The sequence below is a fragment of the Haloferax denitrificans ATCC 35960 genome (genome assembly GCF_000337795.1).
Classification (GTDB): Archaea; Halobacteriota; Halobacteria; order Halobacteriales; family Haloferacaceae; genus Haloferax; species Haloferax denitrificans.
The window spans coordinates 367,389-388,514 of record NZ_AOLP01000001.1; the positions used below are offsets into that span (position 1 = coordinate 367,389).

A 21,126-nucleotide genomic window follows, 5' to 3' on the forward strand; every position below is an offset into this window, starting at 1 on the left:
ATTCGGTTCTTATATTTCGAGAACGACCGGGTCGGTATGTAGCGCAGAGCGTGCTATGTTCGGTACGCGCCGCACACGACGGCGTCGTCAAATTATGAATGACGGATGGAACATCGTCGTCTGCGTCAAGCAGGTTCCCGATGCGGACGACGTCACGATTGACCCCGATACGGGGACGTTGAACCGCTCCGACGCGCCGGCGGTGCTGAACAAGCCCGACCACAACGCCGTCGAGTCCGCGCTCGCGCTCCGCGACGCCGTCGGCGGGACCGTGACCGCGGTCACGATGGGACCGCCGCCGGCCAGCGCCGTCTTACAGGCGGCCGTCGCCGCGGGCGCGGACGGCGGCGTCCTGCTCACCGACCGGGCGTTCGGCGGGAGCGACACGTGGCCCACGAGCCTCGCGCTCGCGCGGGCGGCCGAAGAACTCGACGCCGACGTGGTCATCTGCGGCGAGGAGAGCACGGACTCCTCGACCGGACAGGTGCCGCCGGGCATCGCCGCCCACAACGGCTGGGCGCAACTCACCTACACCGAGTCGCTCGACCCCAGACCCGACGAGGGCGTCCTCGTCGGCACGCGAGATGTGGAGGGCGGCTACGAGCGCGTCGCCACCGCGCTTCCGGTCGTCGTCGCGATGGTGTTCGGCGCGAACGACCCGCGACCCGCCGGCTTACACCGGAAGATATTCGCCGAGACCGAGTTCGAACCCGTCCAGTGGACCGCCGCCGACCTCGGAATCGAAGACCGGGTCGGCCTCGTCAACTCGCCGACGAAGGTCGGCGGGATGGACACCGCCTCGCCGGTCGAACGCGAGCGGACGCGCGTCGACAGCGTCGAAGCGCTCTACGACCACCTCGCGGAGGTGCTCTAGATGAGCGCCGCGAGCGGGCCGGGAATCGACGTGGCCGACTACCGGGACGTCTGGGTGTTCGTCGAACAGCACGAGGGTGAGGCCGCGCCGGTGTCGTGGGAACTCCTCGCGAAGGGCCGCGAACTCGCCGACGAGACGGGCGAGTCGCTCGTCGCGCTCGTCGTGGGCGACGGCGTCGCCCATCTCGCCGAGGAGGCGGTGGCCCGCGGGGCCGACCGCGCGCTCCTCGCCGACGACCCGGTGTTCGAACCGTACCGCGCCGACCCCTACGGCGAGCAGTTCCGCGCGCTCGTCGAGGCGCGCAAGCCGAGCATCGTCCTCATCGGCGGCACCCACACCGGCCGCGACTTCGCCGGTCGGGTCGCCGTGCCCGCCCACGCCGGCCTCACGGCCGACTGCACCGAACTCGCCGTCGACGAGGAGGGACTCCTCCTCGCGAGCAGACCGACGTTCGGCGGGAGCGCCATGGCGACAATCAAGTGCCCCGCCCACCGCCCGCAGATGGCGACGGTCCGCGCCGGCGTGTTCGACGCCGGCGAACCCGCCGAACCGACCGAGAACGCGGCCGACGCCGTCGAATCGGTCGAGGTCGTCGTCGCCGAGGAAGACACGCTCTCGACCGTCCTCGAACGGGTCGTCGGCGGCGTCGTCGACATCACCGACGCGGACGTCATCGTCGCCGGCGGCGCGGGCTGTGAGGGCGACGTGACGCCGCTCGTCGAACTCGCGGAGGCGCTCGGCGGCGAGGTCGCCGCCACCCGCGCCGCCGTCGAGGAGGGCTGGGTCGAACCCGCGCGGCAGGTCGGCCAAACGGGCAAGACCGTTCGGCCACAGCTCTACATCGCCGCGGGCATCTCGGGTGCCGTCCAGCACCTCGAGGGGATGAACGGGAGCGACGTGGTCGTCGCCGTCAACACCGACCCCAACGCGCCCATCTTCGAACACGCCGACTACGGCATCGTCGGCGACCTCCACGAGGTGCTTCCCGCGCTGACTGCGATGGTTCGCGAGAAACAGGAGGTGGCGGCATGAGCCGCGAGGCGACCACGGCCGGTGGCCTGCAACGCCCGACCCTCCGGACCGAGACGCCGAGCTACGACGACGCGTTCGACGCCGTCGTCGTCGGTGCCGGGCTGGCTGGCACTGCCGCGGCGCTGACGATGGCCCGCGACGGCCTCGACGTGCTGATGCTCGAACGCGGCCCCGCGCCGGGGACGAAGAACGTCTTCGGCGGCGTGCTCTACACGCCGACGATTCGGGAGTTGGTCGATATCGACGGCGCGCCGCTCGAACGCTACGTCGCCGAGAAGCGCTTCTCGATACTCTCGTCGGACGGCGACGAGACCGCGATTTCGATGCGGCCCGGCGCGTGGCGCGACGAGCCCCACAACGACTCCTACACCGTCCTCAGACGGCGGTTCGACGAGTGGTTCGCGAAGCAGGCGGTCGAGGCCGGCGTGACGCTCGTCACCGAGACGACGGTCACGGGCCTCCTCCGCGACGGCGGCGCTGTCGTCGGCGTGACGACGGACCGCCCGGACGGGGAGATTCACGCCCCGGTCGTCGTGCTCGCGGAGGGGGCGAACTCGCTCGTGAGCGAGGGCGCAGAGCTCAAGGAGCGCCCCGAGCGCGATGCGGTCGCGGTGTCGGTCAAAGAGGTGTTCAAACTCGACCGCGACACCATCGACGACCGCTTCCGCCTCGACGGCGACGCCGGCGCGGCCTACCAGTACTTCGGCGAGGGAGCCGTCGGCGAGGCCGTCGGCGGCGGCTTCGTCTACACGAACAAGCGCTCCGTGAGCGTCGGGGTCGTCTACCGCGTCGAAGACGCCGCGGCCGGCCAGACGCCCGAGGCGACGCTCGACGCCTTCGAGTCGCACCCCGCGGTCGCCCCGCTCGTCCGCGGCGGCCGCCGCATCGAGTACAGCGCCCACGTCGTCCCCGAGGGCGGCGCTCGCGCGATGCCCGACCTCGTCCACGACGGGGCGGTCGTCGTCGGCGACGCCGCCGGCCTCGTGCTGAACAGCGGCGTCCACCTCGAAGGGACGAACATGGCCGTCGAGAGCGGCTACCACGCCGGGAAGGCCATCGCGGCCGCGCTGGCGGACGGCCGGAGCGACGCCGAGGCGCTCGCCGCCTACGCGCGGGACCTCGACCAGTCGTTCGTGGTCGAGAACCTCCGGCACTACGACTGGTTCCAGCGGACCATCGCGGCCGACCGGCAGTTCCTCTTCGAGGACCTGCCGCGCGCGCTGGCCAGCGCCGAGACGGAGTACTTCAAGATGGACCGCGCGTCGAAAGACGAACACACGGGCGCGGCCCGCGACCACCTCGTCGCCGCCGCGGGCGGCTGGTTCGGCGCGGCGAAACGCGCCTGGCGCTTCCGGAGGATGTTATCATGAGCACCGCACAACCCCACGTCCCCGACGTGAGCATCGAAGACCGTCTGTACACGGTCAAGTACCGCGACGCCGGCGAGTCACACCTCGGCGTCGAGAACCCGGACGTCTGCGCCGACTGCACCACAAACGAGTGTACGTCGGTCTGTCCCGCGGCGGTGTGGACGGTCGACCCCGACGGCGACGGCGTGCCGTCTATCGCCTACGAGAACTGTCTGGAGTGCGGGACCTGCCGCTACGGCTGTCCGTACGACAACGTCGAGTGGAGCTACCCGAAGACCGGCGGCGGCGTCGTGTTCAAGCAGGGTTGAAAAACCTAATCCCCCTGTTTCGGGTTTTTGAGAGCCTCTATGCCCAAACGAAGATATAGTTCGGAAGCCAATATATTCTCGGGGACGTGACTGATGTCAGACGAGTGTTTCCGAATGAATCTGGGGGAGCAGACCGACGTTGACGAAGTGGTGCTCGGCTTTCGCAAGAACGGGGCGTTCTACGAGTTACTGACGGTCTCACCGCCCATCGAAGCCGAAGTGCGGTGTCTGTTGACCGAACTCGTACAGAGCGACGATTGACTGCTCGTTTTCGCGAGAACGACGGCGCGCGCTGTCGCTCACGCCGTTCGATTCGCGATGTGGCTCCTGTGGAGCCGTGTCACTCCGCACGAACTTCGTCGCAGAAACGGGCTGGGAGGGACTTGAACCGAGCCCAGACGTGCTCGCTCCGCTGTGCGCGACTGGTCGGGTTCAATCTCTCGAAGCCGTTTCACTCCTCACAGTTGTTCGGAGTAGAAACGGGCTGGGAGGGACTTGAACCCCCGACCGTCTGGTGTCTTCCGAAACCACGCGACTCGCGTAGTCCCGCTAAAAGCCAGACGCTCTGCCTAACTGAGCTACCAGCCCTCAGCGAGTTCTTAAGTGGGGATACTGATAAGCGTTTATTTTCGCCGCCCCCGCCTGCTTTGTACCCCGTTGCCGTCCCTCATAATATGGACCTTCGCGACTTCGTGGACGCACTCCTCCGGTTCGAGAGCGTCGCCCGCGCCGAAGCACCGGCTCAACAGTGGGTCAAAAACCGCCTGCACGACTTCGGGTTCGAGACCTACGAGTGGACCGCCGACCCGGAGCGACTGGCCGAACACCCGTCGTTCCCGGACGACCCCGACGACATCGACACCGCGGACCGGCCGAGCGTCGCCGGCGCGGTCGAGTTCGGCGACCCCGGCGCGGGACCGACGCTCGTCCTCAACGGCCACGTCGACGTGGTTCCCGCCGACAGGGAACTGTGGTCCCACGACCCGTTTTTACCCGACTGGGACGACGACGCGGGCACCGTCAGCGCCCGCGGCGCGGCCGACATGAAAGCGGGGCTCGCGGCGTGCGTCTTCGCGGCGCTCGACCTCCGCGACGCCGTCGAGGCTGGCGACCTCGCCCTCGACGGGCGGGTCGTCGTCGAGAGCGTCGCCGGCGAGGAAGACGGGGGTATCGGGGCCGCGGCGGCCGCGCTCGACAACCCCTATCCGTTCGAGCGGGACGCCGCGCTCGTCGCCGAGCCGACGCGGCTCAAGCCGGTCGTCGCCACCGAGGGGTCGGTGATGAAGCGACTCCACCTGACCGGGCGGACGGCGCACGCGGCCTCGCGGTGGCGCGGGGTCGACGTCATCGAGAAGTTCGAGGCGATTCGGGAGGCGTTTTTCGACCTCGAAGCGGAGCGGACCGACGCGGTCTCCCACCCGCGTTTCGACTACCCGATACCGTGGCCGGTCTGCGTCGGCCGCGTCGAGGCGGGGTCGTGGGCGTCGAGCGTCGCGGGGACGCTCACCGCGGAGTGGCGACTCGGCGTCGCGCCGGGCGAGACGGTCGCCGAGGTCGAAGCCGCGTTCGAGGAGCGACTGGCGCGCGTCGTCGCCGACGACGAGTGGCTGTCGGCGCACCCGCCGGCGTTCGAGCGGTTTTCGGTGCAGTTCGAACCGGCGGAAATCGACGCCGACGAGCCGGTCGTGGAAGCGTTGCGGGCGGCGCTTCGGGCCGACGGCCGCGACGACGACCCGGTCGGCGCGACCTACGGCGCGGACTCGCGGCACTACGTGGAAGCGGGCATTCCGACGGTGCTGTTCGGACCCGGCGACATCGACAACGCGCACTTTCCGGACGAGACCGTCGAGTGGGCGGAAGTCGAGGTGGCGCGGGACGTGATTGGCGAGACGGCGACGCGGTTCCTTCAGTCGAGGTAGTCGTCGAGGGCGTCGGCGACCACGTCGCCGGGGGGCGCGTCTTCGAGCGAGGCGCGGCGGCGGAGTTCGAGGTAGACGTCGGCCGGGAGCGTCACGTCGAGCGTGCCGATATCGACGCCGTGGTCGGCGAGGGCGTCAACGGCCGGCTTGCCGTCGTTGACCTCGCTGGCGAGGCGGCGGACCTCGCGGACGGTCAGTCCGGCGTCGAGCGTCGCCCACGCGAGGTGGAGCCGGGCGTCGCCGGAGACGCGGGCGATGTGCTTGGCGGCCGTGGGGGCGATGCGGCCGCGAGCGACGTGCCGGCGGACCGACTGCGGGAGGTCGTGGACGCGGGCCCACTTGCGAATGAAAGAGACGGACACGTCGCCGCCGGCGCGCTCGGCGGCGCGCTTGTAGGAGCCGACGCCGCGGACGAGCGCGGCGCAGGCGGCCGCGCCGCGGAGCATGAACACGTGGTCGTCGTCGCCGGCGGTGGATTCGGCGAACGAGCGAACCGTTCTGGCGGCCTCGGCGAGGCTGTCGGGGTCAGTGGGGTCGAAGCCGACGGCCTCGCGGGCGCGGTCGCCCGTGACGGCGGGGTCGCCGCGGACGACGGGTTCACCGACCGGTTCGCGTCGGTCGGCCGGAACCTCGGTCGTTCGTCGGCGTTCGTCGTTCGTCATCTACGAATCGGTAACGCGTTGGGGCTTAAAAACGTCTCCCCGAGAGGCGAGATTCGCGCGAGAGCGGTCGGTCAACGGGGTTCGGACGGGTGGGAGTTCCGGCGGTCGGGGGCGAGTTACTCCTCGCGGGACTCAGAGAGGTGCGACCAGATTTCGGTACAGCCCGCGCCGTCTTCGAGGTCCTTGAGGTGGGCCGCGGGGTCTTCGTCCTCCACCTCGGGGTCGGCCTCGGCGTCGCGGTCGCGTTCGGGTTCGAGTTCTGCCTCGCCGGTCATGCGTCTCCCTCCGTGGACTGTTCGAACAGCTCTGGGGCGACGTCGGCGGAGGCGTGTTGTCGGACGGCGGTGCGGTGGTCACTCATCACCACCACGTATCGGCCGGACCCGCATAAGGGAATCCGCACCTGTAATGTGTACCCCCACTCCCGGCTACCGGAACGGGTTGCCCCTACCTCTGACGGCCGATTTCGGCCACAATCGCACGACTACGGCGGGCCGACCGGCGAAACGCGCGTCGCGCTCCCCCGCGGGGTTTGCGGACGCCGTCCCGCATAGGTAGCCGGAGCCCGGAGGGTGAGGTATGAGCGTCTCCCTGCGCGTCCTCGACGACGGGGCGTGGGTCTCCGTGAACGACGCCAGAGAAGTGAGCGTGAGCGAGCTCTGGCGGCTCGACGACCCGTCATTCTGTGGGTGCGAGCTTCCCGACTTCGTCGTCGAGAACGTCCTCGACGTCGGCGCGGACGGCAGAACCGTCTCCGCGAAAGTGTACGGCCAGTGCATCGCCTGCGGCCAGACGGGCGTGCCCGGCTGGGTCCCGGTCGGCAGGCTCCGCGAGGGCGAATTCGTCGATATCGACCGCGAGCGGGTCGTCCTCCCGGTTCGACGTGCCGACGACGACGAGTAGGCAACATTCTCCGCTTTTGGCCAGCACCGGGAAGGGTTGACGGTACGCTCGGGGCCTTACGTGGGCACGTATATGGATATTCATACGAATGCCCACGGACGTCGAACGCTGGAAGTCGGAGGTCTACGGTAACGAGATACGAGAGCACCTGCTCGAATTCGCCGAGCAGGGCTGGGACACCATCCCGGAAGACGAGCGAGACGCCTGGTTCGAGCGCTTCAAATGGTGGGGGCTGTACCACCAGCGCAACGGACAGGAGTCGTACTTCATGATGCGCATCGGGACGCCGAACGGCGTGCTGACGCCCGGTCAGACCGAAGTCGTCGCCGAGGTCGCCGACGAGTACGCCCGCGGTCCGGCCGAAAATCCCATCTTCGGCAACGGCTACGTCGACTGGACGACCCGCCAGTCGATTCAGCTCCACTGGATTAAGCTGGAGGACATCCCGGAAATCTTCGACAAGCTCGAATCGGTCGGGCTGTCGACCCAGCAGGCCTGCGGTGACTCGTGGCGCAACATCGTCGGCTGTCCCGTCGCCGGCAAGGACAAACACGAGCACGTCGACGCGCTCCCCGTCGCAATGGAGCTCAACGAGACGTTCAAGGGGAACGACGACCACTCGAACCTCCCGCGCAAGTGGAAGGTCTCTGTCACCGGGTGCCGCGAGGGCTGTGGTCAGGGCGACATCAACGACCTCGCGCTCGAACCCGCGACCAAGGAGATCGACGGCGAGGAGACGAAGGGCTTCAACATCCGCATCGGCGGCGGCCTCTCGCGTAACGAGCCGCGGCTCGCCCGCGACATCGACGTGTTCGTGACGCCCGAGCAGGCCCCCGAGGTGTCGGGAGCCATCTCCGCGCTGTTCCGCGAGAACGGCGACCGCGACAACCGCTACAACGCCCGCATCAAGTTCCTGATGGACGAGTGGGGCGCGGAGAAGTTCCGCAACGTCCTCCAAGAGGAGTACGTCGACTTCGAACTGGAGACCGCCGGCGACGACCTGCGCTCGGAGTACTCCTACAACTCCGGCTACGCCGACGGCGGCCACTCCGACCACGTCGGCATCCACGAGCAGGCCGACGGCAACTACTACGTCGGACTCGACGTCCTCGTCGGCCGCATGGGCGTCGACGACACGAAGGAACTCGCCCGCGTCGCCGACGAGTACGGCTCCGGCGAGATTCGCATCACCCAGCGCCAGAACGTCATCATCACCGACGTGCCCGAGGAGAAGCTCGACGCGCTTCAGGACGAGGACCTCCTCGACCACTACTCGCCCGACCCGCACCCGTTCATGCGCGGCTCCATCGCCTGTACGGGCACCGAGTTCTGTTCGCTCTCCATCGTGGAGACGAAAAACCGGCAGGTCCGCTACGCCCGCTGGCTCAAGGAGAACGTCGAACTCCCCGCGGGCGTCGAGGACTTCCACATCCACCTCTCGGGCTGTACGGCCTCCTGCGCCCAGCCGCAGATTGCCGACATCAGCCTCCGCGGCATGAAGACCCGCAAGGACGGCGAGCCGGTCGAGGCGCTCGACATCGGCCTCGGCGGCGGCCTCGGCGAGAACCCGAACTTCGCCGAGTGGGTCACCCAGCGCGTCCCCGTCGACGAGGTGCCGGGCGCAATCAAGAACCTGCTCGCCAACTTCGAGGAGCGCCGCGAGGGCGACGAGACGTTCCGCGAGTTCGTCGCCCGGACGGACGAGGAGGACCTCGCCGAACTGGTCGAACCCGAAGAGACCAGCTACGAGGACCCGATGATGCACAACACGAAGCGCACGTGGTACCCCTACGCCGACGACGACAGCCTCGACGCGAGCCCCGCGCCGACCCACGGCGACGGCACGCCCATCGCGAGCGACGACTGAGCGGGCAGACTGCGCTCGTCGCCGGTTCCCGGCGCGGTTCGTACCGGTGACGATTCCGCCGCGCTACCTATTTACGACGACACCGAACACTACTCACAGATGCCAGACCGAATCCTGAAGGTCAACGCCTACACGACGCTGGACCTCGTCGACGCGTCGGCGACGGGCCACGACTTCGAGGAGTCGGCGTTCGCCGTGTGCAACGTCACCTCGCCGCGGAAGCACCCCGACGAGATTACCCTCGAACTCGAACTCGACTGGACGCAACTCGACGCGCTCGCGCCGCACGCGGACAAGCTGACGCTGTCGCCCGAGGAGGCCCGGAAGCTCGCGGCCGACCTCGAAAAGCACGCCGACCGCGTCGAAGCCGAACAGCGCGACTGACCGCAGTCCCTCGATTTTCCGCGGCATCCCGGCGCTCAGAGCGGCGCGATCGGCCGCGCGACTCTCGGCGGGTCGTGACAACACCACCCGTGATAACTTCTAACCCGGTTTAGTCAACGAATCGTGGCAAACGGTAACTCGAACTGTCGATTCGTACTGCAACGAGAGTAATCGTTAGACATATGACTTCGAGGGTCGCAGGATGTGTTGTGATACAGACGACGCCCTTACGCCGTCCACGCACCGAGCGTCGACCGCACTCCACCTCCCGCGCCCGCCCGGCGAATCGAACGCCGGCCACAGCGCGGGGGGTGGTGGCGTGAGCCGTCACCGGACCCTCGTCCTCTTCGTCGCGGCCGCGGTGCTGTTCGGCACCTCCTTCGTCGGCATCAAGGCCGCCATCGGCTCGGTCCCGCCGGTGCTGTTCGCCGCCTTCCGCGTCGACGTCGCCGCCGTCGTCCTCCTGACGCTCGTCGCCGTCCGCGGCGGCTACTGGCTCCCGCGGACCCGCGCCGACGCCCTCGGCATCCTGGCCAGCGCCGCGTTCGTCCTCGGGGCGAACAACGTGTTCCTCTTCCTCGGCCAACAGCACGCGACGACCGGCGCGGCCGCCGTGATGTACAGCATCATGCCCGTCGCCTCCCCGGTGTTCGCCGTGTTGCTCCTCGACGACGCGCGCATCTCGGCGGTCGACGCCGCCGGCATCCTGCTCGGACTCGTCGGCGTCGTCGTCATCGTCGGCCCCCAGAGCGTCCTCGGCGGCGGGAGCGTCGGACAGGCGCTCATCGTCTGTTCGGCGCTGTCGGTCGCCCTCGGAACCGTCCTGCTCAAGCGCGTCGGGCCCTCCATCGGGACGCTCCCGCAGACCGCGTGGGCGATGGCGGCCGCCGCCGTCGGCATCCACGCCGCGAGCCTCGGCCTCGGCGAGTCGGTCGCGCAGGTCGCGTGGTCGCCGGAACTCGTCGCCGCGATTCTCTACGTCGGCATGCCCGCGACCGCCGCGGCCTACCCGGTCTACTTCGCGCTCCTCGCGGAGGCCGGTCCCGTCCGCGGCAACCTCGTCGCCTACGCGATGCCCGTCGTCGCCACCGTCACCGGCTGGGCGTTCCTCGGCGAGACCGTCTCGCCGGCGACCGTCCTCGGCTTCGGGGTCATCCTCTCGGGCTTCGTCTTGGTCCAGCGCGAGAGCGTCGCTCGGGTGGTCGGACTCCGGGGAAGCGTCCCCGCGGAAGCCGAGTGAGAAAACAGACCTCGAAGCGCGGCCCCGACGTCAGGCCGCGACCCGCCGCCGGACCGCGACGGCGACGGACACCAGCGTCTCCTTTTTCATCGCCGCGAAGCCGAAGAAGATGGCTCCGAAGCCGACGAGCGCCGTCGCGTCGATGACGTGGCCGAGGAGCGCCCAGCTCATGAGCGCCGCGACCACGGGCTCGACGTAGCCGATGAGGTTGAGTTCGGTCGGCCCGAGGCGGTCCAAGAGTTCGAAGTAGAGGAGGAACGCCACCGCGCCGGAGACGAGCGTCAGATAGAGGAACGACGCGATGCCGGCGGGGGCGAACTCGATGGCCGAAAGCGACTCGCCGTTGGCGAGCGCCCAGCCGTGGAGCAGGACGCCGCCGCCGAGCATCGCCCACGCCTGCATCGACTGGACCGGGAGGTCGGTCCGGAGCGGGCGGGTGAGGACCGCGCCGAGCGCGAACGACACCGCGGCGAGGAAGATGAGGACGATGCCGAGGCCCTGCGTCGAACCGCCCGACCCGGAGAACGCCGAGACGGGGTCGGCGACGAGGACGACGCCGGCGAAGCCGGCGAGGAGTCCGACCGTGCCGGTCCTCCCCAGCGAGCCCTCGGTGAGGACGAACGAGGCGAACACGGCGGTCAGGATGGGCGAGAGGCTGATGATGATAGAGGCCACCGCGCCGGGGACGTGTTCCTGTCCGAGGTACAGCAGGCCGTGGTGGGCGGCGATGATGAACACCGCGCCGATGGCGGTCGCGAGCAGTTCGTCTCTCGTCTCCGGCCGCCAGCGGTCGGTCGAGTAGCAGGCGTACGCCAGCATCACGAGACCCGCGAGTTCGTAGCGGAGCGCGGCGAAAGAGAGCGTCGGGAAGAACTCCAGGCCGACCTCGATGGCGACGAACGAGGTGCCCCACATCGCCGCGAGCGCGACGAAAAGCAGGGGCGTCGTCGGAATGTTTCTCCAGGTGGTTCGCGTCATAGTCGAATCTGTTTCAGTTCTCAGAGACGCGGCTTGTTAAAGTCTTCTACAAGAGATTCTGATTGAGTTGGAGTTTAGAATATATTTTCCGTGTTTAGCTGTAGCAGGCGTCATATAATTCGTGATAGTTCGATTGGAGTCGAGAGGTGGCGAAAACGGCGGACAGAACAAGGACTTACGTCACCGACCGCAACGGGAGGGTATGGACGAACGCGACGTGCGCCTGTTGAAGGCCATCGCGGACCTCGGGACGGGCAGTCCCGAGAAGCTACACGAAGCGACGGACATCCCCGTGTCGACCATCCACTACCGCCTGAACAACCTGAAAGACGACGGCGTCATCGAAAACGACCTCTACGACATCGACTTAGAGGCGTTCGGACTCGGCGTCACCGTGGTCGTGGAAGTGCTGGCGGACTACAGCGGGTCGTACGAGGAAGTCGGGAACAAACTGCTGGAGATAGAGGGCGTCACACAGCTCTACTTCACGATGGGTGAGACGGACTTCATCGTCGTCGCCCACCTCGCGGACTCCGACCGCGTGGAGCGCCTCATCAGCGACTTCGAGGCGACGCCGGAGGTCGAGCGAACGAACTCGACGTTCGTCATCTCCTCGATGCGCGACAGCCACCGGGCGCTCCAGAGCTACACGCTGGAGACGCTCCTCGACGAGTTGGGTATCGAGGACTGAGAATCGGCCGGGAGCGTATCAGTGTTCGGGCCGTACCGTCGACCATGGCGAACGACGTGCGGACGTGGCTTGTCGAACGGACCTACTCGGACGACGAACAGAACATCATCATCCTCGTGTACGCGACCACCGACGGGACGCGCTACCATCGGAAGGAGCGCTCGCTGACGAGCTTCGAGTCCGACGCGCGCGACACCTACGCCGCCGTCGACGTGCCCGAGGACGAACTGGGCCGCGTCGGCGACGAGGAGACGAGAGAAACCTACGCGGCCGCCGCGAGCGAGATGGCCGAGTCCCACGAGCCGACCGACACGGTCTGAGCCGGGGGCCGGCTCAGGCGACCGCCGCCAGCGGGATGGCGACGACGGCCACCGTCCCCGTCGGGTCGTTGTCCTCGAAGTGGACCTCGCCGCCGAACGAGTCGACCAGCTGGTGGACGAGGTAGAGCCCGAGGCCGGTGCCGGTGCTCTCCAGTCCCTTCTCGCCCTTGCCGAAGACGACCGACTTCCGCGCGTCGGGGATGCCCGAGCCGTCGTCGGCGATGCGGACGACCGCCGTCTGGGCGTCGTCGTCCACGGTCGCCGAGACGGTGACGACGGTGTCGTCGGCGTTGTGCTGGACGGCGTTGTTGAGGAGGTTGCCGAGCACCGACGCGATAAGCGGGTTCGCGCGCACCGCCACGTCCGGAATCGCGCCGTCGACCTCGAACGTCGCGTGGGGGAACGCCTCGCGGCGGACCGCGAGTTCGCGCTCGACGGCGTTCGAGAGCGACATCGGGCGGGTCTCGACGCCGCCGCCGCTCATCGTCTCCATGAGGTCGCGGGCGACCTCGGTTATCTCGGTGGTGTGGCGACCCGTCGAGAGGATGCGCGAGAGGATGTCCGCGCCCTCCTCGTCGACGTGTTCGCGGAGGAGCTCCGCCCAGCCGACGACGACGGCCATGTCGTTGCGGATGTCGTGGCGGACGATTCGGTTCAGCGCCTCCAGTTCGGCGTTCATCCGTTCGAGTTCGTCCTCCCGGGTCCGGCGGGCGGTCACGTCCTGAATCGTCCCCCTGAGCGCCGCCACTCGGCCGTCGCGGATGACCGGCTCGCCGCGGGTGCGGACCCACAGCTCCGACCCCTCGGCGGTGACCAGTCGGAACTCGTCTTCCCACGGGACGCCCGCGGACAGACAGCGGTCCAACAGCTCGCGGACCCGGTCTCGCTCCTCCGTGGCGTAGAACTCGACGGCGTCGTCGACCGTCGGCTCGTAGTCGAGCGGCACCTCGTGGATGCGCTTCGTCTGGTCGGTCCACGCCAGCGCGTCGGTCGCGAGGTCGAGTTCCCAGCCGCCCACCTTCGAGATGCGCTGGGTGCGTTCGAGGAAGTCGCGGCTCCGTTCGAGCTCGTCCTCGCGGGCCTTCTGCTCGGAGAGGCTCTGGAAGACGATGACGTTCCGGTCGCCTTCGAGCGACGTGATGGAGAACCGAGCCGGAACGAGCACGCCGTCGGGCCGGCGAATCGCCACCTCTCCCTGCCACTTCCCGTCGGCTTCGAGCGCGGGCGGCACCGTCTCCCGCAGGCGTTCGAGTTCCGCCTCGTCGTGGAGGTGGCCCCAGCCGGTCCCGAGCATCGCCTCGGCGTCCGGGTAGCCGCAGATGTCGGCCGCGGCCTCGTTGACGTACACGTGTTCGTCGTGTTCCGTGATTGCGACGCCGGCGTCGACGGCGTCGACCGCGCCCTTGAACGCTTCGAGGTCGCGCTCTCGGCGGCGCTCTGCGGTCACGTCTTCGACCGTCGAGATGAGTCGGTCCCGCCCCGAAATCTCGGCGACGGTGAGGCTCACGCGAATCCAGACGGTGTCGCCGGCGGCGTTCTCGATGGGCCACGTGAAGGCGTTTTCGCCCTCCTCGCGGGCGGTCTCGACCTCGTCGAAGGCGCGCTCGGTATCGTAGCCGGGGACGTCCGGGGTCACGTACGTCGGACTCGTGTCGAGGACCGACTCGCGGTCGATGCCGAGGATGTCCAGGTAGTGTTGGTTGATGTCGACGAGTTCGAGCGTTTCGAGGTTCCGAACCGCGAGCCCGACGTTGACGGCCTCGAAGAGCGCGCGGTGGTCGAGCGAGCCGACGGAAGTGCGAGCGGCGTCGTAGACAGCGCGGCCGAGCGTGTCGAGGTCGCGGTCGCGGTCGGCGACGGTCGCCACCTCGTACGAGACGCGCGGAACGCCGTCGACGCGGCGCTTCGAGACGGGCGGTTGCCCCTCCGAGTCCGCGACCTCCGTCGAGACGACGAGACAGTCGATGCGGGCGCGTTCGAGTTCCGCGCGGGCTCCGTCGGGGCTGTCGGCGGTCGAGACGCGGACATCGGTCGTCGAGTCGCCGACGAAATCGGGAAGCTCGTCGGCGAGACGCTCGCGAACGGCGGCGTCCTCGCTGACGACGAGGACGTGCAACCGACCAGGCATACCGGCGAGAGGACAGCGAGGTTCAAGTATGAACCGACAGCTGTCGGCGGAAAATCACGAAAAGCGGCCCGAGCGAGCGTCGCGCCCGACCGCGCCGGAGATTCTAACCTCCGGGCGTCGAAAAGCGGGGAAATCCAAACTTTGCCGGCGTCAGAGCCGAAGGATCGAAGCGACAATCGTCCTAAGCGTGGAGCGCGTACTGGTATCTGTGAGGCGGCCACCGCCGCCTCGGTGAACACCATGACGACGACAAACGACTCGACGCGACTCGCGGGCATCGTCCTCCTCGCGCTGGCCGCGCTGTTCGCGCTCCCCGCCCTCTTCGGGATGGCCGGCTTCGGCGGCGGCATGCCGATGGGGTGGGGCGGCGGCTGGATGCACGACACCTGGATGCACGGCGGAACCGGCGGGACCGTCCCGTGGTGGATGTGGGGGATGGGAATCCTCGGCCAACTGCTCGTCTTCGCGGTGGTCGTCGCCGGCGGCGTCCTCCTGTTCCGCGCCCTGCGCGACGGGAGCGACGGGAGCGATAGCGCGCTCGACGAACTCCGCCGGGCCTACGCCCGCGGCGACATCGACGACGACGAGTTCGACCGCCGCCGCGAGCGACTCGAACGCGACTGACGCGTCGGAAATCGAGACAGTCAGGGTGTTGCAGGCGAAACGAAGGGGTCCCCGCCGAGCGGCGGTCGCGGGAACCCCCGACACCCGAACGCGCGCCGACCGCAACGACTATGTTTATTTAGGCCAACCTAAAAGTATGAGCTCGGATTCGTCCGGTGGGAAGTTTCGCTCGTTCGTCGGCCGGTTCCGGTCACAGCGGACCCGGCTCCGCGTGTCCGCGTGCGTCGCCGCGAGCCGGTCGATAGCGGTGCCCGACGACGACGCCACCGCCGACGACCGCGTCTGAGCGTCGAGGGCCGGAGCGCCGTCAGCCGCCGCGGGGACGATTCGCCCCGACCGCCGCGCGGTTCAAACCTCGACCGTCGCCCCGATTTCGGGAGCCGCGGCCTCGTGGCCGTCGGCGCGTAGCTCCTCGGCGAACGCCGCACAGCGGTCGCCGTGGTTGACGAACACCGGCGCGTCGCGGTAGTCGTCGAGGAACGACAGGAGCCCGTGTCGGTCGGCGTGGGCCGAAAAGTCGTACATCTCGGCGCGGGCGGCGACCGGAACGACGCCGCCGTTGAGTTCGCACCGACCGCGTTCGACCAGTTCCCTGCCCGGCGTCCCCTCGACCTGATAGCCGGTGAGACAGATTTTGTTCGTCGGGTCGCCCCGAATCTCGGGGATGTACGTCATCGCGGGCCCGCCCGAGAGCATCCCGCTCGTCGTCACGATGACCGAGTTCCCCCGGGCGATGCGCTTTCGCTGGCCGTCGCGGCCCGAGACGACGCGGGCGTTCGACTTCGCCCGCTTGAGCGCCGCCGCGTCGCGGACGTAGTCGGGGTGGTTTCCGAGCATCTTCAGCACGCGGACCCCCATGCCGTCGACGTAGCAGTCGATGTCGTGGGCGTCGAGCACCATGAGAACCTCCTGCGTGCGGCCGATGGCGAACGCGGGGACGACGACGGTGCCGCCCTCCCAGACGGTCGTCCGCACCGACTCGACGAAGCGCTCTTCGACGGTCGCGCGGTCGTCGTGTTCCACGTCGGAGTAGGTGGACTCGCAGATGACCACGTCGGCGTCGGGGCGGTCGGTCGTCCCCGAGACCAACCGCTGGTCGTCGGTGTGGAAGTCGGCGGTGTACAGCAGGCGCGTCTCGCCGTCGTCGACGAGGACGTGTGCGCTCCCGGGGATGTGGCCCGCGTTGTAGAACGTGACCTCGTGGCCGGCGGCCTCGAACGCCTCGCCGTAGTCGTGGTGTGCCGACTGCTGGGTCATCCGCCGGACGTGCGTCTCGGTGAACGGGCAGTTGTAGCTCCCGCCGTGGAGTTTGAGCGTGTCGCGCGCGAGGGTCCGGGCGAGTTCGTCGGTCGGCGGCGTCCAGTGGACCGCCGGCCAGTCGTCGCCCGACAGGAGCGAGGGGACCGTCCCGACGTGGTCGAGGTGGCCGTGGGAGACGACGACGGCGTCGGGGTCGACGGAGCCGACGGGGAACTGCGGGGGGTTCCCGGTCAGTATCCCGTAGTCGAGCAACAGCGAGTCGTTGACGAGAATCGCACTGCGCCCGACCTCCTCGGCCCCGCCGAGGAACTGGAGTTTCATTGCCGGCAGTACCGACCGGAGGGGCTTTTGCTCGTCGGTCCCGCCGGACCGCCGGGCCCGGCGGAATCGCGGACTCGACGCTTTTCAGGCCGGCCGCCGTCTCCCGAGGTGTGACCGGCTCCGACTCTGCCCCCGACGCCGATGCCAGTTCCGACTCCGACGCCGATACCGATGCCGAACCCGACCGCGACGACCTCGACCGACTGGTGACGACGCTCCACGACCGTCTCGCCGCGACGGCGACCCGGCCCGTCCGCGAGGACGCGAGCCGATGGCTCGGCGAGGCTGAGGCGGTCGCGGGCGACCTCGCGGTCGGCCCGCTCCCGGACGACGAGGTGGTCCGGACGCGACTCGGCCACGTCGAACGCCTGCTGTCGAACGTCGATGGAACCGAAGACGAGGCGGCCGACGAACACGTCGCGTCGGCGCGGGCGGCGCTGGCCGATGCGCTGGCGGCGCTCGGTGACGGCGGCGACGGCGGAGGCGACGGGTGAGCGAAGGCGAACCGGCCGGTGAGAGACGAGAGATGAGAGGCGGGCGACGAAGCGCGGAGGCGGAGGCGGAGGGAAACGCGCGTGTCGACCGGCGGCTCAGTTCGAGAACCAGTCTTTCGCGGTGGACGCGAGGATGGAGAGGTCTTCGAACTTGAGCATGCGGAACATGGCGAGCGGACTGCCGCCGTTGGCGGCGTCCAACTGCTCGTTGGGAAGGCGGTGGAGGTCTTCGAGCAGTTTATCGTAGCGCTCGTTGGAGGCGCGGTAGAGCATCTCCGTCATGAACAGCCGGTTTTTGACCTTCGGCGCGACGCGCTCGTGCCACAGCTGGTCGTAGACGGCGAGTTCGGACGCCGAGGTGTCGCGGTCGGAGTTGGTGAGCGCGCGGTCGGCGGTCGCGGCCGCGACCCGGCCCGAGCGCATGCATTTGTCGATGCCCTCGCCCCACAGCGGGTCGACGGTCGGAACCGTGTCGCCGATGGCCATGAAGTTGTCCGTGCTCATGCGGCCCGGCAGTTGGATGTGCGCGGAGCCGCGGTGCTGTTTGCCCGCGATGCGCTCTGCGTTCGCGAAGCGCGGGTCGGACTCGGTCCAGTACTGGAGGTAGTCGTCGATGGTGTAGCCCGACTTGGCGTTGTGGCGGTGGCCCTCGTTTTGGATGTAGCAGACGCCGACCTTCGCGGTGTCGCCGCCGGTGTGGAATATCCACGAGTAGCCGCCGGGCGCGATGTCGTGGTCGAGGCGGAGCATCATCGCGTCGGTGAGGTCGCCGTAGCCGTCGGGCGCGAGGTCCATGCCCTCGTACTCGAACTCGATGCCGATGGCCTGCTTTTGTCGGTCGAGGTCGCACACGTCGAGGGCCTTGGCGAGCGGCGCGCTCGGTCCGGTCGCGTCGATAACGATGTCGGCGTACACCTCCTTGTCGCCGTTGTATCGGACGCCGACGATTTCGCCGCCCTCCATGACGGGCTTGGAGACGCGCGCGTCGAACAGGTACTCCGCGCCGTCGGCCTCCGCCTCGTCGACGAGCCAGTTCTTGAAGTCGGCGAATTCGAGGACCGCACCGGGCTGGTGCCGGTGGTAGTGGTGGCTCGGGGACTCCAAGACGACGTCGTCGGTGAAGTTCATCACGACCTCGTCGGGGATGTTGAACGAGGCCATCGTCGACGGGAACGTCCCGGCGGTCGATTTGTTACTCCTGGAGGGGAACTCATCTTCGGACTCGGTTTCGAGGACGCACACGTCGTAGCCGCGGGCGGCGAGGTCTCGTGCCGCCTGTCCACCTGCGGGGCCCGCGCCCGCGATAATCACGTCGTAGTTGTCAGTCATTGTAGAGTAGGCATCACCGGTAGGGTTGGTCGTACGCGTTACACACCTTTTCTGTAACAAGCGTGTAATCTGCTTTGGTTTTGACCGGGGGGAAAGACGGGGCGTTCTGCGAATTCCGACCGCTTCGAAGCGACAGAAGTCCGCGGGAGACGGTGGGCGAACGGAGAGCGTGTCGCGCCGCCGGAGCGCGGCGAAAACGGCGACCGACAGGACCGCAAAACGGGCGACAGGCGACGCTCAGGCCTTCGGGATGCGGCGGACTTGGAACTCGCGGTAGCCGCCGTAGGCGGCTTCGAGCGCCCCGAGCCACCAGTTCCAGCGCGTCGCGGGGCCCCCTCGGGCGCGTCGCGCATGTTGCGCACGATTTCGTCGCCCGTGAGCGGCGTGCCGCGGTCGGACTCGGCCTGCCCCGAGTCGGCGAGGTCGCGGGCCTGTCGCGCGACGACCCGGCGCTCGGCGTCGGTGCCGCCGAACTCGGCGAGCGCGTCGCGGAACGACTCCTCGTCGAACGCGGGGTGGGCGTCGCCGTGCCTGTCGGTGGGAATCACGACAACGTCTACGCGGGCCGTACCAAAGAAGGACTCGGCCGATTCGGGTGGGTGAAAACCGGCGGGTTCGGAAGCGCGCGCCCGACGCGCGGCGCGGCGAGCGCGCTACGTCCACCACTCGCTCCGGCGCTCGCCGTACGTCGCGTTCCGGAACGGTTCGGGCTTGTCCTCGTCGGCCTCCGCGCCGAGATAGTGGGCGGTCCAGTAGCCGACGTGCCAGCCGACGGCCTCGGTGTCGAGGTCGACGAGGACGACCCGGTAGTCGCTGTAGGTCTCTAAGGCGTCGTCGCCGTCCGGGTCGTAGCCGCCGCCGATGGCGCAGGAGGCCGCGCCCGCGGCGCACGGAGAGGTGTCCGCAAAGGAGATGCGCACCTCCGCGTCCGCCGGGTCGTCGACGTAGGTGTAGGTGAGGTTGTCGGGCATCCCCGGCGCGCCGGCTTCGAAGTAGTCGAGGGCGTGGCGAATCTGCTCGCGGGCGGCGTCGGGGTCCGAGGCGTTCGCGTCGTCCACGTAGACCGTGAAGTTCGGGTCGTCCCACGGGAACGCCTTGTCGGTCGCGTTCGTCCGCGGGAGCGTGTAGAGGATGCCCGTGGCGTTCATCAGCTCCGCGGGCTCGTCGCCGTGGGCGAGCCCGAGGGTGTGGCCGAGTTCGTGTTCGACGATGTCGACCGTCGAGTCGTCGCCGAAGCCGGTTCGGATATAGACGGTTTCGGGGCGGTCTATCTGTCTCGCGTCGGTGAGATAGGGCGCACAGCCGACCGCGTCGGTCTGCCCGCCGCACTCGGGGACGGTGTCGACAAAGTGGACCACGATGTCGGGGTCGCGGGCGTCGGCGTCGACCTCGTAGTCGACTTCGTAGCCGAGGTAGCGCGCGTCGTTCGTCTCCCAGAACGCCGTCGCTTCGGTCACGAACGCGGCGTAGTCGCGGTCGTCGTCGGGCGTTTCGACGGCGACGACGACCGGCTCGGACCCCCACGGGCCGTATCCCGAGGCGGGGGTGAACGTCTCCGTCGGTTCGGGCGTCGGCGACGCGGTGGGTGTGGCAGTCGGGGTCGCGGTCGCGGCCGTGGTCGCGGTCGTCGACGGAGGCGACGTCGTCGGTATCGCGGTCGCCGTGGTCGCTGAGTCGGTGGTCGGCGAAGCCGCAGACGTGGGGGTCGTCGCTGTCGTCGCGTCGGTTCCCGGCGACACCGGCGCGGCACAGCCGGCGAGGACAACGAGCGCCGCGACGAGGAGAATCGAACCGCGCATACCGAGACTGCGGCGGCGAACGGTCAAGAGCGTTTCCCGACGAGGCGACCGACAGACGGAGCGGTCGCTCGGGCGTTCGAAAGCGGCTGAGAGGAGTAAGCCCCCTTCTGTTCGTCCCAGCATTCGGCTCAGCGTCCGCGTCCTTCTCGGGGCGAGCCCCGAGGGCGCGACGGGCGAACCCGACGCGCCGTCCGAACTACCTTCGCGGCGCGGACTTGCACCGGTGAGGATTCGCCGTTCCATCCGTTCTCGACCGTCGGCGATGGCGGATGCCATCTCTCCCTCTGCGGGTTAACTCCCTCCCCTTACGGGTCGGTTCGCTCGCGGACGGTGAACCCGTCCGCGCCGGCGACGGCGGGGCCGTCGCGCGCGCATCATCGGTCGGGTCGAGCGGTCTCGTTTCTGTTCCAGCGCCAGCCGTCTCCGACTCCGGGCTTGCGCCCGGTCACCCGTTCGGACGGTGGGGGGACTTTCCTCATGCCCGTCTCGGGCACGGGAACTGGGCTCTCTCTGCCGACCTACCCTAGTCCGGTCCGTCGGATAAGCGGTTCGATTAACGGGGTCATACGCGAGTTTAGTCGGCCGTTATGTGGCACCTAACTCACATAACAGCCGGATAACAC

The 21,126-nt window shown here is 68.6% G+C and carries 22 protein-coding genes, 1 tRNA gene, 1 other RNA gene and 1 pseudogene; 15 read left to right on the forward strand and 10 right to left on the reverse strand.

The window, feature by feature from the left end; genetic code table 11:
- The first annotated feature begins 94 nt into the window (after nucleotides 1-94).
- From C438_RS01685 to C438_RS19465, 5 genes are all read left to right on the forward strand, one after another.
- A complete protein-coding gene (locus C438_RS01685) occupies nucleotides 95-874 on the forward strand; it encodes an electron transfer flavoprotein subunit beta/FixA family protein (RefSeq protein WP_004967503.1) in 780 nt (259 codons plus the stop codon).
- Nucleotides 875-1,906, forward strand: a complete 1,032-nt coding sequence (locus C438_RS01690; RefSeq protein WP_004967504.1) for an electron transfer flavoprotein subunit alpha/FixB family protein — start codon at nucleotides 875-877, stop codon at nucleotides 1,904-1,906.
- The gene (locus C438_RS01695) at nucleotides 1,903-3,276 is read left to right on the forward strand and encodes an FAD-dependent oxidoreductase (protein ID WP_004967505.1); all 1,374 of its coding nucleotides are present in this window, start codon (nucleotides 1,903-1,905) and stop codon (nucleotides 3,274-3,276) included. Before C438_RS01690 ends, C438_RS01695 begins: the two co-directional genes overlap by 4 nt.
- On the forward strand, nucleotides 3,273-3,584 hold the full coding sequence (locus C438_RS01700) for a ferredoxin family protein (RefSeq protein WP_004967506.1): 312 nt from the start codon (nucleotides 3,273-3,275) through the stop codon (nucleotides 3,582-3,584). Before C438_RS01695 ends, C438_RS01700 begins: the two co-directional genes overlap by 4 nt.
- A 114-nt stretch (nucleotides 3,585-3,698) precedes the next feature.
- Entirely contained in the window at nucleotides 3,699-3,845 is a 147-nt protein-coding gene (locus C438_RS19465) for a hypothetical protein (protein ID WP_160166858.1), read from the forward strand.
- A gap of 219 nt (nucleotides 3,846-4,064) precedes the next feature.
- Here C438_RS19465 and C438_RS01705 read toward each other — a convergent pair.
- Nucleotides 4,065-4,172 (reverse strand) — tRNA-Lys (locus C438_RS01705).
- Nucleotides 4,173-4,258: 86 nt separating this feature from the next.
- Here C438_RS01705 and C438_RS01710 point away from each other — a divergent pair.
- On the forward strand, nucleotides 4,259-5,503 hold the full coding sequence (locus C438_RS01710; protein WP_004967507.1) for a M20/M25/M40 family metallo-hydrolase: 1,245 nt from the start codon (nucleotides 4,259-4,261) through the stop codon (nucleotides 5,501-5,503).
- Here the strand turns inward: C438_RS01710 and C438_RS01715 are convergent.
- Both C438_RS01715 and C438_RS19585 read right to left on the reverse strand, forming a co-directional pair.
- A complete protein-coding gene (locus tag C438_RS01715; RefSeq protein WP_004967508.1) occupies nucleotides 5,491-6,165 on the reverse strand; it encodes a DUF7119 family protein in 675 nt (224 codons plus the stop codon). The two genes, C438_RS01710 and C438_RS01715, sit on opposite strands and share 13 nt — an antisense overlap.
- Nucleotides 6,166-6,281: 116 nt before the next feature.
- The gene (locus tag C438_RS19585; protein ID WP_004967509.1) at nucleotides 6,282-6,440 is read right to left on the reverse strand and encodes a hypothetical protein; all 159 of its coding nucleotides are present in this window, start codon (nucleotides 6,438-6,440) and stop codon (nucleotides 6,282-6,284) included.
- Between the two features lie 304 nt (nucleotides 6,441-6,744).
- Between C438_RS19585 and C438_RS01720 the strand changes: the two genes are divergently transcribed.
- The 4 genes from C438_RS01720 to C438_RS01735 all read left to right on the forward strand — a co-directional run bounded on the left by C438_RS01720 (nucleotide 6,745) and on the right by C438_RS01735 (nucleotide 10,559).
- Complete coding sequence (locus tag C438_RS01720; protein WP_004967511.1) at nucleotides 6,745-7,068, forward strand: hypothetical protein; 324 nt, start codon at nucleotides 6,745-6,747, stop codon at nucleotides 7,066-7,068.
- Between the two features lie 88 nt (nucleotides 7,069-7,156).
- Nucleotides 7,157-8,935, forward strand: coding sequence for a nitrite/sulfite reductase (locus tag C438_RS01725; protein ID WP_004967512.1), 1,779 nt, complete (start codon nucleotides 7,157-7,159; stop codon nucleotides 8,933-8,935).
- Between the two features lie 99 nt (nucleotides 8,936-9,034).
- Nucleotides 9,035-9,319, forward strand: a complete 285-nt coding sequence (locus tag C438_RS01730) for a DUF6360 family protein (RefSeq protein ID WP_004967513.1) — start codon at nucleotides 9,035-9,037, stop codon at nucleotides 9,317-9,319.
- A 319-nt stretch (nucleotides 9,320-9,638) separates the two neighbouring features.
- Entirely contained in the window at nucleotides 9,639-10,559 is a 921-nt protein-coding gene (locus C438_RS01735; protein WP_004967514.1) for a DMT family transporter, read from the forward strand.
- 30 nt (nucleotides 10,560-10,589) lie between these two features.
- On the opposite strand, the gene C438_RS01740 is transcribed toward C438_RS01735, so the two are convergent.
- The gene (locus C438_RS01740) at nucleotides 10,590-11,537 is read right to left on the reverse strand and encodes a DMT family transporter (RefSeq protein ID WP_004967515.1); all 948 of its coding nucleotides are present in this window, start codon (nucleotides 11,535-11,537) and stop codon (nucleotides 10,590-10,592) included.
- Between the two features lie 202 nt (nucleotides 11,538-11,739).
- On the opposite strand from C438_RS01740, the gene C438_RS01745 reads away from it, so the two are divergent.
- Both C438_RS01745 and C438_RS01750 read left to right on the forward strand, forming a co-directional pair.
- Entirely contained in the window at nucleotides 11,740-12,228 is a 489-nt protein-coding gene (locus C438_RS01745) for an Lrp/AsnC family transcriptional regulator (RefSeq protein ID WP_004041677.1), read from the forward strand.
- Nucleotides 12,229-12,272: 44 nt separating this feature from the next.
- Nucleotides 12,273-12,548 (forward strand): hypothetical protein, encoded by a 276-nt coding sequence (locus C438_RS01750; protein ID WP_004967516.1) that lies wholly within the window; start codon nucleotides 12,273-12,275, stop codon nucleotides 12,546-12,548.
- Between the two features lie 13 nt (nucleotides 12,549-12,561).
- On the opposite strand, the gene C438_RS01755 is transcribed toward C438_RS01750, so the two are convergent.
- Nucleotides 12,562-14,676, reverse strand: coding sequence for a PAS domain-containing sensor histidine kinase (locus C438_RS01755; RefSeq protein WP_049917637.1), 2,115 nt, complete (start codon nucleotides 14,674-14,676; stop codon nucleotides 12,562-12,564).
- Between the two features lie 240 nt (nucleotides 14,677-14,916).
- Between C438_RS01755 and C438_RS01760 the strand changes: the two genes are divergently transcribed.
- Both C438_RS01760 and C438_RS19590 read left to right on the forward strand, forming a co-directional pair.
- Complete coding sequence (locus tag C438_RS01760) at nucleotides 14,917-15,300, forward strand: SHOCT domain-containing protein (protein ID WP_004967518.1); 384 nt, start codon at nucleotides 14,917-14,919, stop codon at nucleotides 15,298-15,300.
- A 136-nt stretch (nucleotides 15,301-15,436) separates the two neighbouring features.
- Nucleotides 15,437-15,586 carry a hypothetical protein gene (locus C438_RS19590; protein WP_004967519.1) on the forward strand — a complete coding sequence of 50 codons (150 nt, stop codon included), beginning with the start codon at nucleotides 15,437-15,439 and terminating at the stop codon, nucleotides 15,584-15,586.
- Nucleotides 15,587-15,648: 62 nt separating this feature from the next.
- On the opposite strand, the gene C438_RS01765 is transcribed toward C438_RS19590, so the two are convergent.
- On the reverse strand, nucleotides 15,649-16,881 hold the full coding sequence (locus C438_RS01765) for an MBL fold metallo-hydrolase (RefSeq protein ID WP_004967520.1): 1,233 nt from the start codon (nucleotides 16,879-16,881) through the stop codon (nucleotides 15,649-15,651).
- Between the two features lie 110 nt (nucleotides 16,882-16,991).
- On the opposite strand from C438_RS01765, the gene C438_RS01770 reads away from it, so the two are divergent.
- Nucleotides 16,992-17,375 carry a hypothetical protein gene (locus C438_RS01770; protein WP_004967521.1) on the forward strand — a complete coding sequence of 128 codons (384 nt, stop codon included), beginning with the start codon at nucleotides 16,992-16,994 and terminating at the stop codon, nucleotides 17,373-17,375.
- A 96-nt stretch (nucleotides 17,376-17,471) separates the two neighbouring features.
- On the opposite strand, the gene C438_RS01775 is transcribed toward C438_RS01770, so the two are convergent.
- The 4 genes and pseudogenes from C438_RS01775 to rnpB all read right to left on the reverse strand — a co-directional run bounded on the left by C438_RS01775 (nucleotide 17,472) and on the right by rnpB (nucleotide 21,018).
- Nucleotides 17,472-18,704, reverse strand: coding sequence for a digeranylgeranylglycerophospholipid reductase (locus C438_RS01775; RefSeq protein ID WP_004967522.1), 1,233 nt, complete (start codon nucleotides 18,702-18,704; stop codon nucleotides 17,472-17,474).
- A 237-nt stretch (nucleotides 18,705-18,941) separates the two neighbouring features.
- Nucleotides 18,942-19,252: pseudogene (locus C438_RS19885) on the reverse strand (hypothetical protein).
- A gap of 105 nt (nucleotides 19,253-19,357) precedes the next feature.
- The gene (locus C438_RS01780; protein WP_004967523.1) at nucleotides 19,358-20,503 is read right to left on the reverse strand and encodes a hypothetical protein; all 1,146 of its coding nucleotides are present in this window, start codon (nucleotides 20,501-20,503) and stop codon (nucleotides 19,358-19,360) included.
- An 84-nt stretch (nucleotides 20,504-20,587) separates the two neighbouring features.
- Nucleotides 20,588-21,018, reverse strand: an RNA gene (gene rnpB, locus C438_RS02155) — RNase P RNA component.
- Nucleotides 21,019-21,126 lie beyond the last annotated feature (108 nt).